We start from the raw sequence: 21,155 nt of genomic DNA on the forward strand, positions 1-21,155 counted from the left end.
CCAACAATAGATATGAAGATACTAATCACAGGAGGAGCCGGATTTATAGGCTCCAACCTCGCCCAACATTTCCTAACCCAAGGCCACCACGTCCGTGTCCTAGACAACTTCGCAACCGGCAAACCCGAGAATATCCTCCCACTCATTGATTAGTACCCCATGATTAATGAGCAACTTACAATAAAGCTCCCGACGCATTTATATGGCAGCCGACACCACAAATAGATCCAAAACCATTGCAAAGAACACTATTGTCCTATACATTAGGATGATATTTGTTCTAGGTGTAGCGCTATATACTTCACGCGTATTACTGGAGGTCTTAGGAGTTGAGGACTATGGTGTATATAATGTAGTAGGAGGTATCGTCACGATGCTGGGTTTTTTCAATGGAGCAATGGTCTCCTCCACTCAGCGTTTCTTCTCATACGCCATTGGGCAAAATGATACCCAACAGCTCTGCCTCAACTACTCTACCATTCTCGTTATTCAAGGGGGATTGGCACTGCTCATCTTTTTACTCGCTGAGACAGTAGGGCTGTGGTTTGTCAAGAACTACTTAGTTATTCCTCAGGAGAGGCTCACAGCTGCCATATGGGTATATCAGTTTGCCATCTGCACATTCATTGTCTCAATGCTGCAAGTACCCTTTGGCGCAATGATAATAACGCATGAGCGTATGGACGCCTATGCCTACATTAGCATTTCTGAAGTCTTGCTAAAGCTCCTAATAGTCATTGCACTTCCATGGGCACCCTACGACAAACTAATTATCTATGCTGGGCTACTATTTTTTGTGGCGCTCCTCACCTTGGCGGCGTATATTATCTACACTCGCACGAGGTTCAAGTATGTAAAGTACATCAAGGAGAAAAACAAAGCCTTATTCAAAACTCTCATAGGCTATATGGGGTGGAACCTTTGGGGCAATGCCGCAGCGGTGATTATGAATCAAGGGGTCAACATTCTGATCAATCTATTCTTTGGCCCTGCAGTCAACGCTGCTCGTGCCATTGCATACCAAGTCCAAGGGGCGGTCAATCAATTGGTGGGCAACTTTCAACTAGCCATGAACCCCCAAATCGTAAAGTCCTATGCAGCAGGAGACCTAGAGTATATGCATAACCTCATCATCAGAGGCTCCAAGCTATCATTTTTCCTTGTTTTCATATTGGCACTCCCAGTATCTATGGAGGCAGAATTTTTACTGTCCATTTGGCTGAAAGAGGTTCCCACTTATGCCACACAATTCACCATATTGGTAATGGCTCTATCCTGTATTGATTCATTCTCAGGATCACTAATGGTAGCAGCTCAAGCATCAGGAAAGATCAAAGTATATCAGAGTGTGGTTGGCGGACTCTTAATCCTTAATTTACCACTATCCTATGTAGCTCTCAAATTAGGTGCCGACCCCATGGCGACAATGTATGTGGCAATACTTATCTCCTTGGTTGCTCTATATTCTAGATTGAGGATTATTACCCCCCTAGTAGGACTAAAAGCAAAAAAGTTCGTAAGCAACTCTATCCTCCCCTCTTTGATGGTAGCCACTGCGTCGGTAGCTACCTCTCTGGCCATAAAACACAGCTTACCTAGGCAGAGCATCTATGCCTCCTTACTCATGCTCTTCTGTACCGTGATTACAGTAGTAACTTTTACGGCCCTCCTTGGTCTAACAAAGCAGGAGCGGATATTTATTAAAATGAAAGTGCTAAAGCGATGATGACTGATAATAAAATACTCAACATTCTTAATGCCGACCTCTGTGTGGGATGCGGGGCGTGTACAGCAATCAATCCAAGTGGACTGAAAATGACTTGGAATGAATATGGCTTCCTCACCCCACAAATCACCCCCACCTACGTACCAAATGGGGAGGAGAAAGTGTGTCCATTCAATATTGACCCAGAAAAGGAGGTCCGTACAGAAGATGAGATTGCTGAGCTCTTTCTCAAGACATCCACACACCACCATGCTGAGGTGGGTAGGTATATCAATACCTACGTAGGATATTCCAATCAATTCCGAATGACCTCATCATCCGGAGGTATTGCCACCTACCTCTCGTCAATGCTTTTACAGCAAGGAGTGGTAGATGCAGTAGCGATGGTCCATGCTTTCGATGACAGCTCCAATCGATTTCAATTTAAGTTGGTGACAAACCAAGAGAAGCTCACCAAAGGGTCTAAGACAAAATACTACCCTGTCACCTATGCTGAGATCCTACAAGAAATAAAGAATTACCCAGGAAAAGTGGCCATCAGTGGAATTGGCTGCTTTATAAAAGCAATAAGATTGCTGCAATACTATGACCCCACGTTTAGAGACAAAATAGCTTTTACCATTGGCATCATCTGTGGAGGGATGAAGAGCGCTTTCTTCTCCGACTACCTAGCAAATAAAGCGGGGTGTAAAGAGGGCTACAAGTACCCTGAATTTCGTGTCAAAGCCGATAACGGTAACGCACTAGACTACTCCTATTCATGTATAGATGCTCACACCGACGAAAAGCGCTTTTTACGAATGAGGACCGTCGGCGATATGTGGGGAACAGGTTACTTCAAGGCCAATGCATGCGACTTTTGTGATGATGTTACCACCGAACTGGCCGACATCTCCCTAGGAGATGCTTGGCTACCAGAGTACCAAAGTGATGATAGAGGTAATAATGTGATCGTTACAAGGAGCAAAACGGCTGATAAACTCATTAGGAGAGGGATCTCTAATGGCGATTTAAGTGTAGAGGAGCTTCCTTTTGATAGGTTCTTACGGTCGCAAAGAGGAAGTTTCAATCACCGACACAGCGGACTTAAATACCGGATCAACCTAGCAAAGCGAAAAGGGCAGCCAGTGCCGCCAAAGCGCCACGATCATATTCCAGCAAAGCTCCTTTTCAAAAACGTCCAAAGGAAAAGGCTCCAAACAAGAGCTATGAGCCTGAAGATTTGGAAGGAGACCAAAGATGCCACCCTCTTTGAGCAGAAATGCGAAAAGTACAGAAAAGCTCTCACAGTGAGCACCGAGCTATACCACTATGATAGATTACCAGCAAGAGTGATCAATAAGCTAAAGTCAATTGTTTCAAAATCAAGATAGGTAGTTTGTTTGCTTTAGCATGACAATGAACATTAAAACGATAGACCAATAATAGATATGAAGATACTAATCACAGGAGGTGCCGGATTTATAGGCTCCAACCTCGCCCAACATTTCCTAACCCAAGGCCACCACGTCCGTGTCCTAGACAACTTCGCAACCGGTAAACCCGAGAATATCCTCCCACTCATCAAGCAATATCCTCAAACATTTGAATTGGTAGTAGGAGATATCCGAAAACCAGAGGATTGTCGCAAAGCCTGCGAAGGAGTAGAGTACATCCTTCACGAAGCAGCACTGGGCTCTGTGCCACGCTCTATCAAGGATCCAGCTACCACCAATGAGGTAAACATCTCTGGTTTCATCAATATGCTGATTGCTGCGAGAGATGCCCAAGTGAAGCGATTTGTCTACGCGGCCAGTTCATCCACCTATGGTGATAGCGAGAAGCTACCGAAAGTAGAGGAGGTGATAGGTCGCCCGCTCTCCCCCTATGCGGTGACGAAGTACGTCAATGAGCTATATGCCGATGTCTTTGCTCGCACCTATGGCATGGAGTGCATAGGGCTTAGATACTTCAATGTATTCGGACGCCGACAAGATCCACATGGAGCATACGCAGCGGTGATCCCCCTCTTTGTGAAGAAGCTAATGGCTCACGAAGCACCCACTATCAATGGTGATGGCACCTATAGTCGCGACTTCACCTATATCGACAATGTGGTACAGATGAATGAGCTCGCCCTGACTACCACCAACCCCGAGGCAGTGAATCAAGTTTATAATACCGCCTTTGGAGAAAGAACTACTCTTAATGACCTTGTAGCATCTCTAAAGGATAATTTAGCTATCTTTGACCCAGAGATAGCAAAGATCGAACCCACACATGGGCCTAATCGGGTGGGAGATATTCCACACTCTTTGGCCTGTATCGACAAGGCAAAGCGACTCCTTGGCTACAACCCTAAGTACAGTATGGCAGAAGGGCTTAAGGAGTGCTGCCAGTGGTATTGGGAAAACCTATAAAAGAAAGGGAAATCAAATAAAGACAATAATAGGTGATCATGAGAAGTTTATCAGAGACAAAAATAGCAGTCATAGGACTCGGATATGTAGGACTACCACTAGCTCGACTTTTTAGTACTAAGTTCAAAACCATTGGCTTCGATCTTAATGAAGCTCGGTGCAAGGAGCTGATGAAGGGAATTGACTCCACCCTCGAGGTAGATAATGCCATCTTGAAGGAGGCAATAGAGCGTCACGGCTTTATCTGCACCAGTGATATTGAAGCGATCAGGGATTGCAACTTCTACGTGGTGGCGGTGCCCACCCCAGTGGATGAAAACCACAACCCCGACCTCACACCCCTGATTGGTGCAAGTACCACTGTGGGAAAGGTGATCGCTCGTGGTGATGTGGTAGTCTATGAGAGTACCGTATACCCTGGCGTCACAGAGGACGACTGCCTACCGGTGGTAGAGAAGGTGTCTGGTCTAAAGTTCAATCACGACTTCTTCGCTGGCTATAGCCCGGAGCGTATCAACCCAGGCGATAAGGTGCATACCGTGGAGCACATCAAAAAGGTCACCTCAGGATCCACCCCAGAGGTCGGTGAGTATGTAGATAGCGTCTATAGCTCTGTGATCGCTGCTGGCACCCATCTTGCCCCCTCTATCAAGGTGGCTGAAGCCGCCAAGGTGATCGAAAACTCTCAGCGGGATATCAACATCGCCTTTGTGAATGAACTGGCAAAGATCTTTAACCGTATGGGCATTGACACCCAAGATGTATTGGAGGCAGCCGGCACGAAGTGGAATTTCCTACCCTTCAAGCCAGGATTGGTCGGTGGTCACTGTATCGGAGTAGACCCCTATTACCTAGCACAGTGTGCACTAAGGTACGGATACAATCCTGAGATTATTCTTGCTGGGCGTCGGATGAATGACGGCATGGGAGAGTATGTGGCGGAGCAGGTGGTGAAGTTGATGCTAAAGAAGGGGATCCAAGTACTCAATTCCAATATCCTCATCCTTGGCTTTACCTTTAAGGAAAACTGCCCCGACGTACGCAATACCAAGGTGGTAGATATCTATCATACCTTGACTGACTACAATACCAACGTCACCATCTACGATCCATGGGCCAACCCAGCTATTGCAGAGCGTGAGTACGGTGTCGCACTCCACAACCAATGCCCTCAAGGCAAGTATGATGCCATCATCCTCGCCGTAGCTCACGACCAGTTCAAGACCCTCAACATCGACACCTTCAAAAAGGACACCTCCGTCGTTTACGATGTCAAAGCGATCCTACAAGAAGGCAATTACGATAAACGATTGTAATCAGCACTAGCCCCCATGAAGATAGCAATAGCAGATCGCAAGGGAAGCTACTCCGACTATTGGATAACCTACTGCGAAGAAAATAACATACCATTCATAAGGGTCAACCCCTATGACTCTGACATCATTGATCAAGTAAAGGATTGTGATGCCTTTCTGTGGCACCACCATCATGGGATCTATAAAGATGCTCTATTTGCTAAACAACTACTATTCTCACTAGAGCAGTCTGGAAAGGTGGTATTTCCAAACTTTAGAACTGGATGGCACTTTGATGACAAGCTTGGACAGAAGTATCTATTTGAGGCCTTAGGGATAAAAGCAGCTAAAGCATGGGCTTTCTATGACAAGAAGAGCGCCTACGAATGGATAGACACTGCAGAGTTTCCCAAAGTATTTAAGTTGAGAGGTGGGGCAGGATCCTCTAATGTAAAACTTGCAAAGAGCAAAAAGAAAGCGAAATCTTTTGTGCGAAAAGCATTCGGAAGAGGGATCTCTCCTGGCAACCCTTTGCTTTCTATAAAAACAGAATGGAGGAGGTTCATTAAAGGCAAAAGTAGATTTTACGATGTCGCTAAATATATCGGCCTTTTTTTATTCCCGAGGCTAAATGGGAACAGTAAAAGCTTTAGGCAATGGGGATACATATATTTTCAAGAGTTTATACCTAATGAAGGATTCGATTATCGTATTGAGATATCCGACAATAAAGCAATAGCATTAATACGAATGTGTCGTGATAATGACTTCAGAGCTTCTGGAGGGCATGATGACCGTTTTGACCCATCATTAATCCAAGAAGATGTCATCAAATTTGCATTTGACTGTTACGATAAAATAGGAGCACAGTCAGTTGCATTAGATATTGTTCGTTCTAAAACAACTAACGAACTCTATCTCATCGAAGTTTCATACTGCTATGGAATAGATGAAGATGAGTTTGACCATGGTTATTGGACAAGAGATGGCCAATACCACAATGAACCATTTAACGGTATATACTGGATGATTGAGGAGGTAATTAATGAGATCAGAAATAAAAGGACAATGAGCTAATACCTTCACTTCTACGTGATGGTTCCTGCTTTACTTCTTTGAAGAATCTAGTTAATGGTCTAGGAGATATATCATGTAGATCAATCAATATAAGTAGGAAGACAACATGCTCCAAGTAGAGGCGTCCCAGAAGTAAGCTTTGTAAAGTCTATTGATACAGTTGAACTAAACTCTCTGATTGATATAGGAAAACAAACAGAAGCAATAATTAAGAATATTCTCAGAGTTATATTCCGTTAAACAATGGCAAAAAACAAGCTCAATCTGTTGACAAACAGGATACGTCACAATAAGGATATTAAGGCTCTTATTGGGAATTTTATCTCTTTAAGAGCTTTGAACCTTTTGAGCTTTATTTTACCTCTGATTACCCTCCCTTATCTATCTCGTGTCATTGGACTTGAACACTTTGAAGACATCTCATTAATGACATTGTCTGACAAGTATTACGTAATACTAAAGTAGACTTATGCTTGACACAAGAAAAGTTTCAAAAAATGCGATTCTACTAGGAGGCAGAACTCTTTTTACTGTCTTCTTGAGCTTTTATGTTAGTAGGCTTTTGTTATTAAATTTAGGAGAGACCAATTTTGGCATATATAGTATAGTAGGAAGTGTAATCGTTTTATGGGGCTCCCTCAGAGGCCTTTTTGCCTCTTCTACTCAACGCTTCCTAAATGTTGCAAGTGTAAATGAAGACAAGAGCTACAGTTATAAAATCTTTTCTAATAGCTTATTCATACATATAGTTATTGCCCTTATATTCTTATTACTTGTTGGAGGAATAGGGACCTATCTTATCAATAATGTTCTCACTATTCCAAATGAAGCAATTACACAGGCGAATGTTATTTTCTTAGCATCTCTACTCTCTTCTGTTATTAGTGTTTTAACCACTCCTTTCGATGCTGCTATAATAGCTCACGAGAGAATGGGATTTTTTGCACTCACTTCCATCATTGATGTAGTAGGTAGATTAATTATAGCCCTTTGCATTCCTTACACGTCCATAGATAAGCTCATATTTTGGGGTTGCACATATGCCGTATTAGTTCTCTTTATAAGAATGGCAGTTGTTCTTTATGCGAAAAAACACTGCCCTGAGGTAAACTTTAACCCTCTAAGAGATTCTTTTATCCTTCGAGAGTTGGCAAAGTTCGCTGGCTGGAACTTTTTAGGGAATACCTCATTCTACATAGTAAGTGAAGGATTAAATTTTATTCTTAATATGTTTTGGGGTGTTGCACTAAATGCGGCAAGAGGTATAGCTTTACAAGTTCAGTCTGGGGTCTCTACATTTACTGGCAATATTATGACCGCCTCTGATCCTCAGATTTGCAAACTTTATGCAGAAGGCAACTTTAAGTCTATGATGAGACTATTTTCTCAATCTTCTCGTAGTTTGACTTACATATACATTGCTGTTGCATTGCCAATAATAATAAGTGCTTCACCGATCCTTAATCTTTGGTTAAAAGAGGTTCCTCCCTACACGGAAGAAATGGTTATTCTGATGCTAACCTATGGCTTTTTGAGGACGTTCCATAGTCCGTTAAACTCCCTCTTTTTTGCCACAGCAAAACTGAAAAAATACCAAATAACAGAACTCATAATACGGACCTCTACTGTTATCCTTGCTTTCTTTTTTGCAAAAATGTCCGCTTTACCTCCCCACTATGTTTATGTTATCCTATGCTGCACAGAGTTGATCAACACTTTTATAATTATCTTTGTAGCAAGAATTGAGTTTAACTTTGACATACAAGCCTACCTTAATATAGTGCTCGTCCCGATAGGAAAGGTTGTGGTAGTACTATTTATCATATACAACTGTGCCAGCTGTGTTCCATTAGTTAATACTATGCACTGGATAGCAACAAGTTCGTTAGCATTTATAATCATTTGCTTAGTCTCATTTATGATAGGGCTAACATCATCAGAGCGAGCAACGGTTAAAAGCATGATAACAAATAAAATAAAGGCATTATGAAGAAAGTATTATTTGTTATTTCTTCTCTAAGAGGAGGAGGAGCAGAACGTGTTCTCTCTGTATTAGCAAATGAATTATCCACTTACTCCAACTTGGAGATTTCAATACTCTTACTTGACAATTGTTCGCAGGCATACACTCTAGATAGCAATGTAAAACTACTTACACTCAAAAAAAAGAAAACCAATTGGACTAAAATAGGAAGAACACTAAGCCTCATCAAATCAATAAGGAAATCCATTGATTCATACGATCCAGATATCGTTATTCCATTTATGACAGAGACCTCTATATTAGTTTATTTAGCGATAAAAGGCTCATATCCTCAAATTGCTTCAGAGCATGGAGTTTTTAGAGATCGTGGAACCATTATTAATTGGCTAAGAAGTTTTGTTTTCAAGCGTATTAATCATATTGTTTGCCTAAATCATCACGACTATAATGAGCTACGAAAGCTTAACAAGAATGTCTCTATTATACATAATCCATCCCATTTTAAAGCTCCTTCAATTAATAATAAGGAGAGAGAGGCATATGTCATATGCGTAGGAAGCTTAGATAGATATGAAGAAAAAGGGATACATATATTAGTTGGCATTTGGCAAGCCATTGTAAAAGAAGCCCCTAATTTTAAACTTCATATTTTAGGTGGTGGTAATGAAGCGAATCAACAACAACTCCAATCATTAATTGCGGATCTTGGCTTACAGAGCTCTGTGATACTAGAAGGATTTCAGGATGACTTAAGTCCATGGTATAAAAAAGCCGAAATGCTCATTTCCGCATCAGAAATGGAGAGTTTTTCAATGATTCTTGTAGAGGCACAATCTATGGGGTGTCCAATAATTAGCTTTGATTGTCCTTATGGACCTGCTGAAATCATCAATAATAATATTGACGGCATTCTGGTTCCAAATCAAGACTTAGAAAAACTGACAAAAGCCATCCTATATCTACACTCTAACGATAAAGTTAGATCAGATCTATCAAACAATGGTCTAATAAACAGTAAAAGATTTGATAAAGACGTTATCGCAAAAAAATGGGCAGAACTAATTAACGACATAATATGAAAGATGTTATTCTAAAAGTCAAGAACAGAAGACAGAGCTTAAATATGGCACTTTTTTGTGCCATAGCGACGTGCCACTTCGTACTCTCTTGGCTAGTAACCCCTGTATTACTTTTTTATTTTATAGGTGTATTAGCCACAATAATTGTAATTGCCGCCGTTAACAAAGATAGAAGGGAAAGTAAAGATACAATTGCAGCATTCTTAGTCACTTTAACTGCAAGTATTATATTAGTACTTGCCAACTATTTGAACTATATTAAAAATGGAGTCCCGTTTATTTATTCAGACCAAATTCATTTTTATGAGCAGGCTAAGATAGTATCAGCTCAAGAAAATCTAACGAAATGTATAAAGTATGTGTTAGACAACTACCGTGAGTATCAATCAATATATATACTTAATGGCATTCTTGGCTACACTGATCGACTAGTTACAGGGAAAGTTAACCTCCTTCCACTTTTATTTTCAGTAGCCTATTTTACTGCTCTGATTCCAACTTTTTTTTATCACACAGTCAAAATATATCTGCCTCGCAGCTCATCATTTAAGTCAAGTCTATATCTTGCTTTAGCAACACCAATCATTGCATACTCTGGGTACCTTTTGCGTGATATTCACTTAACACTAGTATTTTCAATTGTATTATTTTGGGTTGTTAGAAAAGTCACACTGCCAAGAATTATTGGAATCATCATTATGTTTCCAATTGTTGCAGGTCTGAGAATTGTCAATCTATTTCTATTAATTGCAATGTTGGCGATTTTCCTTTTTAATGGCAATGCATCTAAGATCGTACGCTATGTCTGCATTATAGCTTTTATTGCTTGCTCCTTTTATTTTGCACTTAGGATATCTGATTTATATTCTACAACCGTCTCTAGATTAGAAAACTACAATGATCGAACTAGTGCTTTCGTAGATGCGACAAGTGGTGTCGGTAAGAAGCTATACAGCTTACCTACTGGAATCAAAGAAGTTGCTATTATCTTAAATGGATTGATCTCTTATCCTTTTTGGGGACATATTGATTTGGGCTTAGATGCTACGGAGTATCTAATGCTTACCTACTCTACCATATCAAATATTGGATGGTTTTTTATTGTATCTGGACTCTTCTTCTTCGCCAAACCATTATGGGATCTTCTATCTGATAAAAAAAACAGACTTTTACTCCACCTATTTATTTTATCCTTCTTATACATTGCGAGCAACGTTTCAAACATGACGACTAGAAGAATCATGTATGTCTATCCTATCATAATGCTTACATTCTTAATCGTATACCACAACCAATCACAAGAAAAACGGAATAAGCACTTTTTATTCAGCGTGGGAGCAATAGTTGCACTATCATTTATATACATATTAATGCTACTGTAAGTATGAGGATCCTATTTTTAATTGACAATCTTGGTTCGGGTGGGGCGCAAAGACAAGTCAAGACACTATCCACTCTTATGGCAAGAAACAGCCATGATGTTACTATCCTAACATACAGCCCTGAGGATTTTTTTAGTAAAGATCTTGAAGCATTAGGCATCCCAATTATTAGATGTTATAGCTCCAATTACATTAGAAGAATACTATTGATCTATAAAGAAATTCATAAGGGTCATTACGATACCGTGATATCATTTCTTGACACACCAAACTTCATCAACAACCTCTCTACACTTATTTCACGTAGAAACTGGAAGGTTGTTACTAGTGAAAGAAGCAATAAAGAAAGTTTTCTCATATCAAAGAAGGGAAGGATATTCGGTTGGTTTCAGCGTTATTCAGATGCTATTGTCTGTAATAGTTATAACGCCACAAATATGTGGGTGAAATACTATCCGAAATATAGGAATAAATTAAAGATAATATATAATGCCGTTGAAGTAGAACCAACCTACAATGCATACACTCCAAAACAGCATGAAAAGCTACATATCGTAGTAGCAGCTAGCTACCAGCGTCTAAAAAATCCTATCAAGCTTATTCAAGCAGTATCACTTCTATCTCCGTCTGAGCAACAACGTTTAAGGATTGATTGGTATGGTGAAACCTATGTAGGAATAGCAGAGAAAGATTATATATATAAAGAAGCCTGCAGTCTTATTGAACATAACAATCTTGAAGAAGTAGTCCACCTTCATAAACCGACAAAGGACATTCACAATAAAATGTCACAAGCTGATTTCGTGGCTCTATTTAGTCAACTTGAAGGTCTTCCCAATGCTATATGTGAAGGCATGATGCTTGGGAAACCTATTATTATGAGTCGAGTTTCCGATTACAATATATTAGTTGATCGCAACAATGGACTTCTATGTGAATGGGATGATGAATTAAGCATAAAAAATGCAATTGAGATAGCAATAAATCTTTCAAAAAGGGAAATAATGATTATGGGAAAGAATTCCCTCAAGAAAGCAGAAATGCTTTTTTCCCCGAATGTGATCATAAAAAAATGGGAAGAGTTAATCGAATCACTTTGACAAATGGCAAATAAAACATATAAAACACTTATTCTTGGATATTTTGGCTATCGTACAAACCAGCTTGATGGCCAAACGGTTAAGACTCGAAACATACTTCATTTACTTAACAGCAAACTACGCCCCAACTCAGTAAAATACTTTGACACAGAAGAGTTACACTACAACAAATCTTCCATTTTCACTATGCTGAAGCTCGTTTGTAGATGTCATAAACTTGTTTATATTCCTGCTCAAAACAATCTAAAGTATTTCGCCTTTCCTCTCTATATATTATCAATACTATTTCATTTTAAAGTTATTCACGTTACTGTAGGTGGGTGGCTAACTAACTTTCTACAAAAGCATTCGCTCACTAAATACGCTGTATCAAATTACGAAGTAATCCTAACAGAAGCAGAAATTGATAAAGAACATCTAACTCATCAATTTGGATTTCATCATGTGTTGGTATTTCCCAACTTTAGAGTAGACAGTTATAGTCCACCCTCTGCTAAAACCCATGATTTAAACAGAGCCTCCATTTTTCGAATAGTTTTTATGGCACGAATAAATAAAAAAAAGGGGCTAGATTGGATGGATAAATTAGCATCGCATATTGAAGATAATTATGCCAAGGGAAAGGTAATAATAGATTTCTATGGACCATTATTTGAAGGTGACAAAGCGTTCTTTTCTGAGATGCTCTCACGTCATCCATTGACAATGAATTACAAGGGAGCATTGAATCCTTCAGAGATTGTACAGACTCTGTCCGAATATGATGTGCTTGTGCTTCCGACTCATTATTACACGGAAGGGTTTCCTGGTAGTATACTAGATGCTTATCGCTCTGGAATTCCAGTAATTGTAACAGAATGGCAACATGCAAAGCAATTTGTTAGAAATGGAGAAACTGGATGCATTGTCCCCTTTAAGAATGGAGAGGGTGAACTGTGCAAAAAAGTTGACTTATTAATCAATAACCCTGAGAAGTTGAAGTATCTCAAAAAACAAGCATTAAAGGAAAGCCTTCTTTATACACCAGAGTCAGCGTGGAAAATCTTGAAGCAATACTTTGTCTAATAAAGGATATATTATGAAAAAGAAAAAACGTCTAATTAAGCTAATCTGGCTAGCCCTATATTATGGTTTTGCCAAACATTTACCTGCGACCAATGGACAATATATTAAATGGCCTAGAAAAGTTAGAAGATTAATTGTCAGTCATATTTTTCAGCACATTGGATTGAATGTAAATATTGAAAAAGGCGCAAATTTTGGGACTGGATCCGATATTTCAATAGGCGACAATAGTGGAATAGGAGTGAATGCGTATGTCCGTGGCCCATTAACAATTGGAGATAACGTATTAATGGGGCCAGATGTAGTTGTACTAACTTCGAGCCATAATTTTAGACGAAGAGATATTCCCATTAGACTTCAAGGAGGTAGTTTTTCACAAGTTACCATTGGAAATGATGTATGGATAGGGCAACGTGTAATGATATTACCAGGGGTCCATATCGGGAGTGGTGCTATTATTGCGGCTGGTGCTGTAGTCACAAAAGATGTGGACCCATATACTATAGTAGGAGGAGTTCCTGCAAGATTCATAAAAAACAGACCTTAATATCATGACACCATTTGTTTCGGTAGTAATTCCTGTATATAATGAGGAGCGGTTTATTGAGCCTTTTCTCAGCTCTGTATACCAGCAGGATTACGATAAAGATTATCTTGAGATTATTGTAGTGGACGGTCACAGTAGTGATCGGACTGTTGAGATCATCAAGGAAAAGTTTCCTGAGGTGAGGGTCATTGATAACCCTCAGCGTATTGTACCAATCTCTATGAACATCGGGATCAAGGAAGCGAAAGGGGAGTATATCATTAGGTTAGATGCACACTGCACTTATCCTACAGACTACTTTAGCCGGCTTATCCACTACATCACCACGCTACCCCACGCAGACAATGTGGGGGGTGTGTGCCGTACACTACCAGCTAATGAATCGGCAGAGGCAGTAGCTATAGCCATTGCCCTTAGCTCTAAATTTGGTATGGGCAATTCTGAATTCCGGGTGGGTACGAAAGAGATCAAAGAGGTGGATACCGTGCCCTTTGGATGCTATAGGAGAGAGATATTCAAGAAGATTGGAGGGTATGATGAGGAGCTGATCCGCAACCAAGACAACGAACTGAATAGTCGACTCAAGATCTACGGTGGCACGATCTACTTAATCCCTGACTTGGTGATTGACTACTTCGCTCGTGACTCTGTCAAGAAGACGGGGAAAATGTTTTACCAATATGGCTTATTCAATCCACTAGTGGATAAGAAGCTAGGGCAGTTTACCTCACTCAGGCGTATGATTCCACTATTCTTTGTGCTCTACCTTATAGCACTTTTACTCTTGAGTTGCCTCTTTCCTTCGGCTGCGGTTTGGTTCGCCATTCCATTATTCTTATACTTGATACTTGACATCATCTTTGCAGCAAAAGAGATTTCTAGGCCTTCTGTAGCCCTCTGGCTACTCTATATCTACCCTGTAATTCATATCAATTACGGAGTAGGATATATTGAAGGGATCATAAGGATTCGCATGAAGAAGTCATTTATTGCCCAATACAATAGATAGTAATATGTGGGTGAAGTGGGTATTTGATAGGGTGATGGCGCTGGTGGGGCTAGTGGTGCTCTCGCCTTTGCTGGCTGTGGTGGCGATACTGGTCTCGATTAAGATGCCTGGTGGGCCAGTACTCTTTAGGCAGAAGCGTGTAGGACAATATGGCGAACTATTCACGATGGTGAAGTTTCGCTCTATGACGGTAGCACACGGTGGTAGCTCTATCTCGGTAGCGGGGGAGTCGCGGATCACGCCTCTAGGGGCTAAGCTCCGAAAGTACAAGCTCGATGAGCTCCCTGAGCTATGGAATGTACTGATCGGAGATATGAGTTTTGTGGGACCACGCCCCGATGTGCCGGGCTATGCCGACAAACTGGTGGGAGAGGACCGTGAGATACTCCAACTAAAACCAGGCATCACGGGACCAGCTTCGCTGAAATACCGCAATGAGGAGGAGATACTCGCCTCTGTGGAGGATCCGATCCGCTACAATAATGAGGTGATTTTCCCGGATAAGGTGAGGATCAATAGGGAGTATATGGAGGAGTGGTCGTTTTGGGGCGATATCCGGATCATATTCAAGACGGTGCTGGGGTAAGGAGGTGGAGGGAGAACGAGGAATGGGCTTTGAAGGACTTGAAAGGCGATGATGTCTCTTCTAGCGACCAGAATGATTGGGGTTGCTTGGAAGTTATTGGTAATTTTGCTCTACTGTTTGGGAGATGATTTTGGATATATGTAGGGCTAGACCGACTTCGGCTGAGAATCTTAGCAGACTGCTACTTAGGGATAGTAAATATTTACAAAGCCAATACCTAAAGGAGTTGTTGGAGGCAGGGGAACTGGAGTATACGTACCCTGATATGCCGAGGCACCCGAAACAGAAGTATAGGACTAAAGTGTGAGATAGTGATATGGAAGAGAAGAAGAGAATATGGCTATCGCTGGCCCAGATGGGGGGCGAGGAGCAAAAGTATATTAAGGAGGCGTTTGATACCAATTGGGTGGTACCGCTGGGTCCGAATGTCAATGCCTTTGAGCAGGATCTACGCAATTACCTCAATGAAGATGTGCATGTGGTGGCACTGAGTGCTGGCACAGCGGCACTTCACTTGGCATTGGTGATGCTTGATGTGAAGCCGGGTGATGAAGTGCTTTGCCAAAGCTTTACCTTCTCGGCAAGTGCCAATCCGATCAAGTACCAAGGGGCGAGTCCTGTATTTGTGGATAGCGAACCGGAGACGTGGAATATGTGTCCGAAAGCGCTCCGAAAGGCGATTGAGGATCGGATCAAGGTGACGGGTAAGAAGCCGGTGGCGATCATCCCTGTGCACCTCTATGGTATGCCGGCGAAGATGGATGAGATCCTAGCGATCGCCCGTGAGTATGATATCCCTGTAGTGGAGGATGCTGCGGAGGCACTTGGCTCTACCTACAAAGGGCGTAAGTGCGGTACGCTAGGGAAGTATGGAGCACTCTCATTCAATGGTAATAAGATCATCACCACCTCGGGCGGAGGGGCACTAGTGACGCACAGCGAAGCGGAGGCAAAGCGGGTGATGTTTTTTGCCACACAAGCTCGCGAACCAGCTCTCCACTATCAGCACGAGCATATCGGCTACAACTACCGCCTCTCGAACATCTCGGCCGGTATCGGTCGCGGTCAGATGGAGGTGCTACAGGAGCATGTCGATGCCCGTAGGAGCCACCACGCCTACTATCGTGAGGCGCTCTCTAAGGTGAAGGGGATTGAGGTGATGAGTGCCCCATCTAGCGATTTCAATAGCAATTACTGGCTCACCTGCATCACGATAGATAGCAAGGTGACTGGCTACGACCGTGAAGAGCTTCGCCAGCGGTTGGAGGCGGAGAATATCGAGAGCCGCCCTCTTTGGAAACCGATGCACCTACAACCTGTCTTTGCCGACTGCCCCTTCTACAGCATGGTGGAGGGCAAGGCGATCTCGGAGCAACTCTTTGATGTGGGGCTCTGCCTTCCATCGGGCTCTGCCCTCACCTCCGCCGACCTGGATAGGGCGATTGCAACGATTGTTGGAAAATAGAGACTGTTGCACGAAGGCGATCTGCCTATTGATCATGGTATGGCTTTGTCCGACCCACAAGGGGTCGTGGGTTTTGGTCGCCTTATTTACCCCCATTCTTCGGCTCTGCGAGCCTCGAATGAGGGCTACGACAAATAGGACCTCCTCGCGGAGGTCCTTATCTATAGGCACTCGGATGAATACAATGTAGAAGCCACTAGCCATACCACCTCTAATTTGGTTATATTTGCTACAAAAAAGGAAGATATGAGGAAGCTAAGATCGATCATGGTAGCGGCACTCTTGCTGCTTTTCGTATCGCCACAACTTTTGGCGGAGGGGGAGCAGCTACGGGTGATGACCTTCAATATACGTTATGACAATAAAGGGGATTCGGCACAGCAGTGGAGCCTCAGGAAAGCTGGTGTGGCACAGTTACTCAACAGCCAAACCATGGACCTACTGGGCGCTCAGGAGGTGCTGAAAAATCAGCTGGAGGACCTTGTCGCAATGCTTCCCCACCACAACTTCATCGGTGTGGGAAGGGACGATGGGAAGGAGGCAGGGGAGTATGCCCCACTCTTCTACGACACACGCCGCTTTCAGCTGAAAGAGGGCGGTTACTTTTGGCTGTCGGAGACGCCAGAGGTGGCGAGTATTGGTTGGGACGCAGCTTGTGCTCGCATCGTCACTTGGGGCTACTTCTATGACCGTGAGGCTCAGCAGGAATTGGTCTGCTTCAACCTCCACCTGGACCATGTGGGAAAGGTGGCTCGCAGAGAGAGTCTAGCGCTCCTCACTAAGCATATTGCGCCCTTTATCCAAGCGCAAATAGCTGTGATAGTGATGGGCGACTTCAATGCGGCACCGAGTGAAGAGCTGATGCAGCACCCTCTACCCTTGCTTGATAGTTACCTAGAGAGCCCTGTGAAGGAGGGTCCCAGCTGGAGTTTTCACAACTTTGGGCGAATCCCTCTGCCTGAGCGTCAGCGGATCGACTACATCTTTTATTCACCCCTACTCGCACCCATCAATTATCAGAGCATCCACCCCAATAATGAAGAGGGGGTATGCTTTCTTTCCGACCACACCCCTGTAGTTGTCACCTTTGGATATAATAGGGAAAGAAAAATGATGGCGCCAACTTGCTCCACCTTATAATAGCTAAAAAAGTGGTATCTTTGAGTGAATGAGTATTTAGTAAGTAACACCCTTAAGACGAATAAAAGTAATATGAAAGGACGTGTACTGATCATAGGTGCCGGAGGTGTAGGCACTGTAGTAGCTAAGAAGGTGGCGATGAATAGCGATGTCTTTACCGACATTATGCTCGCTAGCCGCAATAAAGCGAAGTGCGACGCAATAGCCAATAATATCAAGGAGGCGAAGATCAAGACCGCACAGGTGGATGCCGACAACGTGGAGGAGCTAGTAGCTCTATTTAATGAGTTTAAGCCTGAGTTGGTGATCAATGTAGCCCTTCCTTACCAAGACCTCACCATTATGGATGCTTGCTTGGAGTGCGGGGTCAACTACCTCGATACTGCCAATTACGAGCCAAAGGACGAGGCGAAATATCAATATAGCTGGCAGTGGGCTTACCAGGACCGCTTCAAGGAGGCTGGGCTGACTGCTATCCTAGGTTGTGGCTTCGACCCTGGGGTAACTAGTGTCTTCACCGCTTACGCAGCTAAGCATCATTTCGATGAGATCCACTATCTCGATATCGTGGATTGCAACGCTGGTGACCACCACAAGGCTTTTGCCACCAACTTCAACCCGGAAATCAATATCCGTGAGGTGACCCAAAGGGGTAAGTATTGGAAAAATGGCCAATGGATTGAGACCGAACCGCTATCTATCCACAAGCCGCTCACCTACCCCGAGGTAGGTCCACGTGAGAGCTATCTCCTCTACCACGAGGAGCTGGAGAGCTTGGTGAAGAACTTCCCAAGCCTCAAGAGGGCACGCTTCTGGATGACCTTTGGGCAGGAGTACCTCACCCACCTCAGGGTGATCCAAAATATCGGTATGGCAAGTATTGAGCCAATCAATTATGAGGGGAAGGAGATCGTACCGATCCAATTCCTCAAGGCGGTACTCCCCGATCCTAAGGAGCTAGGCGAGAATTATACCGGTCAGACCTCTATCGGCTGTCGTATCCGTGGTATCAAGGATGGCAAGGAGCGTACCTACTACATCTATAATAATTGTAGCCACGAGGCAGCTTACAAGGAGACTGGTGCTCAGGGCGTTAGCTATACCACTGGCGTGCCAGCTACTACTGGGGCGATGATGTTTTTCAAAGGCCTCTGGAGTGGGCATGGTGTCTTCAACGTCGAGGAGTTTGATCCCGATCCATTCCTAGAGGAGGTGGCAAAGCAAGGGCTCCCATGGCATGAGCTTCACGATATAGATCTAGAGCTATGATAGAGATTGGCGATAAGATTCCCGAAGTTCTTGGTGTGGACCAAGATGGTAAGGAGTACACCCGCAAGGGACTGAAAGGGCAGAAGTTTGTACTTTATTTCTACCCTAAGGATAATACGAGTGGTTGCACTGCCGAGGCGTGTAGTTTCCGTGACGGCATGGCCGACCTACAGGATGCTGGCTACCAAGTGATAGGAGTGAGCAAGGATAGTGCCAAGAGCCACCAGAAGTTTATTGAGCAGCATAGCCTCCCCTTCCCCCTTATCGTGGATACCGAGACTGAGCTACAGCAAGACTTTGGCGTCTGGGTGGAGAAGAGCATGTATGGCCGAAAGTATATGGGCACGCAGCGTACCACTTTCCTCATCGATGAGGAGGGTGTGGTGAGAGGTAAGTTCTCCGGCCGGGAGATCAAGACCAAGGAGCATGCCGCACAGGTACTTAAATTGATCGAACAATTAGAAGAAGATAAAGAGTAATGGCAAAGGAAGAGACAAAGGAGCAATCGGCAGAGCAACAGCAGAAGGAGAAGGCACTTAAGTCGGTGCTGGATAAGATTGAGAAGACCTTCGGCAAAGGCTCCATCATGAATATGGCGTCGCAGGAAATCGAGGATATAGAGGTGATCCCTACCGGCTCCCTCAACCTTGACATTGCCCTCGGCGTAGGAGGATACCCCAAGGGACGAATTGTGGAGATCTACGGCCCAGAGTCGTCAGGTAAGACCACACTAGCCATCCACGCTATCGCAGAGTGCCAGAAGCAAGGTGGCTTCGCTGCCATCATCGATGCGGAGAATGCATTCGACCGCAGCTATGCCGAGGCACTCGGGGTAGACCTCTCCAAGCTTTGGATATCTCAGCCCGATACGGGAGAGCAGGCACTTGATATCGCTGAGAACCTAATCCGTTCGTCGGCAATGGACCTCATCGTGATCGACTCCGTGGCGGCACTGACCCCAAAGGGTGAGATTGAGGGCGATATGGGTGAGAATAGAGTGGGTCTTCATGCCCGACTGATGAGCCAAGCTCTGCGTAAGCTCGCCGGTATCATCAATCGTACCAAGACCACCTGTATCTTTATCAACCAGTTGCGTGAGAAGATTGGTGCCTACGGCAACCCCGAGACCACTACCGGTGGTAATGCTCTGAAGTACTACGCCTCGGTGCGACTAGATATCCGCAAGAGCACTCCTATCAAGGATGCTGATGGCGAGGTGATCGGTAACCTCACCAAGGTAAAGGTGGCTAAGAACAAGGTTGCCCCTCCCTTCCGTCGCGCTGAGTTTGATATCATGTTTGGCCGAGGTATCTCCAAGGTTGGAGAGATCGTTGACGTAGGTGCAGACCTAGATATCATACGCAAAAGCGGCTCATGGTATAGCTATGAAGATACCAAATTGGGACAAGGTAGAGACAAAGCGATTGAAGTCCTCAATGAAAATCCCGACTTATTGGAACTCATTGAGAATCAAATCCATGAGCAACTTGGAGCAAAAGTCAAGTAAATATATTTATTAACGACGCTATACATACCACCGTTTATTAAATATATATTCAAGAAACTAGTGTTATAAAGCATAGGGATTTACTTGGTAAGATGTTAAGATTTGATGACCTTTGTGTTGTCAGAAAAGCATAACCTAATCAATCTTTCTTACCTAACATCCTAATATATTGTGGAATGACCGACAAAGGCTGTACGCGAAGTACAGCTTTTGTCGTTTTAAGAGGATAAATCGAGTAGGTCGGGAAACGAAAGTTTTCTGACCTACTTTCGTTTCCTTCCCTCTCACACCACCGTACGTGCCGTTCGGCATACGGCGGTTTAATTCGTTTTCAAAGAGTGTCTAATCGCATAGTAGTCCAAACAACTTACAAGGCCTCTGCGGGCAAGTACATCTTTCGATATAGCTCGTACCACGCATGTACGTCTCACCACCCATTCGTAGCGGTCTCCGCAGTAGGATGTAAGCTTGGCTAAGTCGTTGCAGACACCAAGTTTGCGTAGTCCCCAGGCTCGTTTGTGTGGA

At 43.4% G+C, this 21,155-nt stretch carries 19 protein-coding genes and 2 pseudogenes; 20 read left to right on the plus strand and 1 reads right to left on the minus strand.

Features of this window, described 5'->3' with window-relative positions:
- Positions 1-12: 12 nt before the first annotated feature.
- From A3GK_RS11115 to recA, 20 genes and pseudogenes are all read left to right on the plus strand, one after another.
- Positions 13-150, plus strand: a pseudogene (locus A3GK_RS11115) (NAD-dependent epimerase/dehydratase family protein); the annotation flags it as partial.
- 118 nt (positions 151-268) lie between these two features.
- Entirely contained in the window at positions 269-1,726 is a 1,458-nt protein-coding gene (locus A3GK_RS0100295; protein WP_211205451.1) for an MATE family efflux transporter, read from the plus strand.
- Entirely contained in the window at positions 1,723-3,099 is a 1,377-nt protein-coding gene (locus A3GK_RS0100300; protein ID WP_018027528.1) for a Coenzyme F420 hydrogenase/dehydrogenase, beta subunit C-terminal domain, read from the plus strand. The genes A3GK_RS0100295 and A3GK_RS0100300 overlap by 4 nt, the downstream gene beginning before the upstream one ends.
- A gap of 57 nt (positions 3,100-3,156) precedes the next feature.
- Positions 3,157-4,125: an SDR family oxidoreductase gene (locus A3GK_RS0100305; RefSeq protein ID WP_018027529.1), complete on the plus strand. Its 969-nt coding sequence runs from the start codon at positions 3,157-3,159 to the stop codon at positions 4,123-4,125.
- A gap of 38 nt (positions 4,126-4,163) precedes the next feature.
- Positions 4,164-5,441: a nucleotide sugar dehydrogenase gene (locus A3GK_RS0100310; protein WP_018027530.1), complete on the plus strand. Its 1,278-nt coding sequence runs from the start codon at positions 4,164-4,166 to the stop codon at positions 5,439-5,441.
- Between the two features lie 15 nt (positions 5,442-5,456).
- Positions 5,457-6,497: an ATP-grasp domain-containing protein gene (locus tag A3GK_RS0100315; protein WP_018027531.1), complete on the plus strand. Its 1,041-nt coding sequence runs from the start codon at positions 5,457-5,459 to the stop codon at positions 6,495-6,497.
- A gap of 469 nt (positions 6,498-6,966) precedes the next feature.
- A complete protein-coding gene (locus tag A3GK_RS0100325) occupies positions 6,967-8,487 on the plus strand; it encodes a lipopolysaccharide biosynthesis protein (protein WP_018027533.1) in 1,521 nt (506 codons plus the stop codon).
- A complete protein-coding gene (locus A3GK_RS0100330; protein ID WP_018027534.1) occupies positions 8,484-9,560 on the plus strand; it encodes a glycosyltransferase in 1,077 nt (358 codons plus the stop codon). The genes A3GK_RS0100325 and A3GK_RS0100330 overlap by 4 nt, the downstream gene beginning before the upstream one ends.
- Complete coding sequence (locus A3GK_RS0100335; RefSeq protein ID WP_018027535.1) at positions 9,557-10,942, plus strand: hypothetical protein; 1,386 nt, start codon at positions 9,557-9,559, stop codon at positions 10,940-10,942. Before A3GK_RS0100330 ends, A3GK_RS0100335 begins: the two co-directional genes overlap by 4 nt.
- A gap of 2 nt (positions 10,943-10,944) precedes the next feature.
- Entirely contained in the window at positions 10,945-12,042 is a 1,098-nt protein-coding gene (locus A3GK_RS0100340; protein WP_018027536.1) for a glycosyltransferase, read from the plus strand.
- 3 nt (positions 12,043-12,045) lie between these two features.
- Positions 12,046-13,107 (plus strand): glycosyltransferase family 4 protein, encoded by a 1,062-nt coding sequence (locus tag A3GK_RS0100345; protein ID WP_018027537.1) that lies wholly within the window; start codon positions 12,046-12,048, stop codon positions 13,105-13,107.
- Positions 13,108-13,120: 13 nt separating this feature from the next.
- Positions 13,121-13,654: an acyltransferase gene (locus tag A3GK_RS11745; RefSeq protein WP_018027538.1), complete on the plus strand. Its 534-nt coding sequence runs from the start codon at positions 13,121-13,123 to the stop codon at positions 13,652-13,654.
- Positions 13,655-13,658: 4 nt separating this feature from the next.
- Positions 13,659-14,663: a glycosyltransferase family 2 protein gene (locus A3GK_RS0100355; RefSeq protein WP_018027539.1), complete on the plus strand. Its 1,005-nt coding sequence runs from the start codon at positions 13,659-13,661 to the stop codon at positions 14,661-14,663.
- Positions 14,664-14,667: 4 nt separating this feature from the next.
- Positions 14,668-15,249 (plus strand): sugar transferase, encoded by a 582-nt coding sequence (locus A3GK_RS0100360; RefSeq protein WP_018027540.1) that lies wholly within the window; start codon positions 14,668-14,670, stop codon positions 15,247-15,249.
- 124 nt (positions 15,250-15,373) lie between these two features.
- Positions 15,374-15,556, plus strand: coding sequence for a Fic family protein (locus A3GK_RS11790; RefSeq protein WP_018027541.1), 183 nt, complete (start codon positions 15,374-15,376; stop codon positions 15,554-15,556).
- Positions 15,557-15,565: 9 nt separating this feature from the next.
- Positions 15,566-16,714 carry a DegT/DnrJ/EryC1/StrS family aminotransferase gene (locus tag A3GK_RS0100370; RefSeq protein ID WP_018027542.1) on the plus strand — a complete coding sequence of 383 codons (1,149 nt, stop codon included), beginning with the start codon at positions 15,566-15,568 and terminating at the stop codon, positions 16,712-16,714.
- A gap of 246 nt (positions 16,715-16,960) precedes the next feature.
- The gene (locus A3GK_RS10200) at positions 16,961-17,854 is read left to right on the plus strand and encodes an endonuclease/exonuclease/phosphatase family protein (RefSeq protein ID WP_018027543.1); all 894 of its coding nucleotides are present in this window, start codon (positions 16,961-16,963) and stop codon (positions 17,852-17,854) included.
- A gap of 72 nt (positions 17,855-17,926) precedes the next feature.
- A complete protein-coding gene (locus A3GK_RS0100380) occupies positions 17,927-19,123 on the plus strand; it encodes a saccharopine dehydrogenase family protein (protein ID WP_018027544.1) in 1,197 nt (398 codons plus the stop codon).
- Complete coding sequence (locus A3GK_RS0100385; RefSeq protein ID WP_018027545.1) at positions 19,120-19,602, plus strand: peroxiredoxin; 483 nt, start codon at positions 19,120-19,122, stop codon at positions 19,600-19,602. Before A3GK_RS0100380 ends, A3GK_RS0100385 begins: the two co-directional genes overlap by 4 nt.
- Complete coding sequence (gene recA / locus A3GK_RS0100390) at positions 19,602-20,630, plus strand: recombinase RecA (protein ID WP_018027546.1); 1,029 nt, start codon at positions 19,602-19,604, stop codon at positions 20,628-20,630. The genes A3GK_RS0100385 and recA overlap by 1 nt, the downstream gene beginning before the upstream one ends.
- A 320-nt stretch (positions 20,631-20,950) precedes the next feature.
- On the opposite strand, the pseudogene A3GK_RS11580 reads toward recA, so the two are convergent.
- Positions 20,951-21,155: pseudogene (locus A3GK_RS11580) on the minus strand (group II intron reverse transcriptase/maturase); the annotation flags it as partial.

The sequence above is a fragment of the Porphyromonas somerae DSM 23386 genome, from assembly GCF_000372405.1.
GTDB lineage: Bacteria > Bacteroidota > Bacteroidia > Bacteroidales > Porphyromonadaceae > Porphyromonas_A > Porphyromonas_A somerae.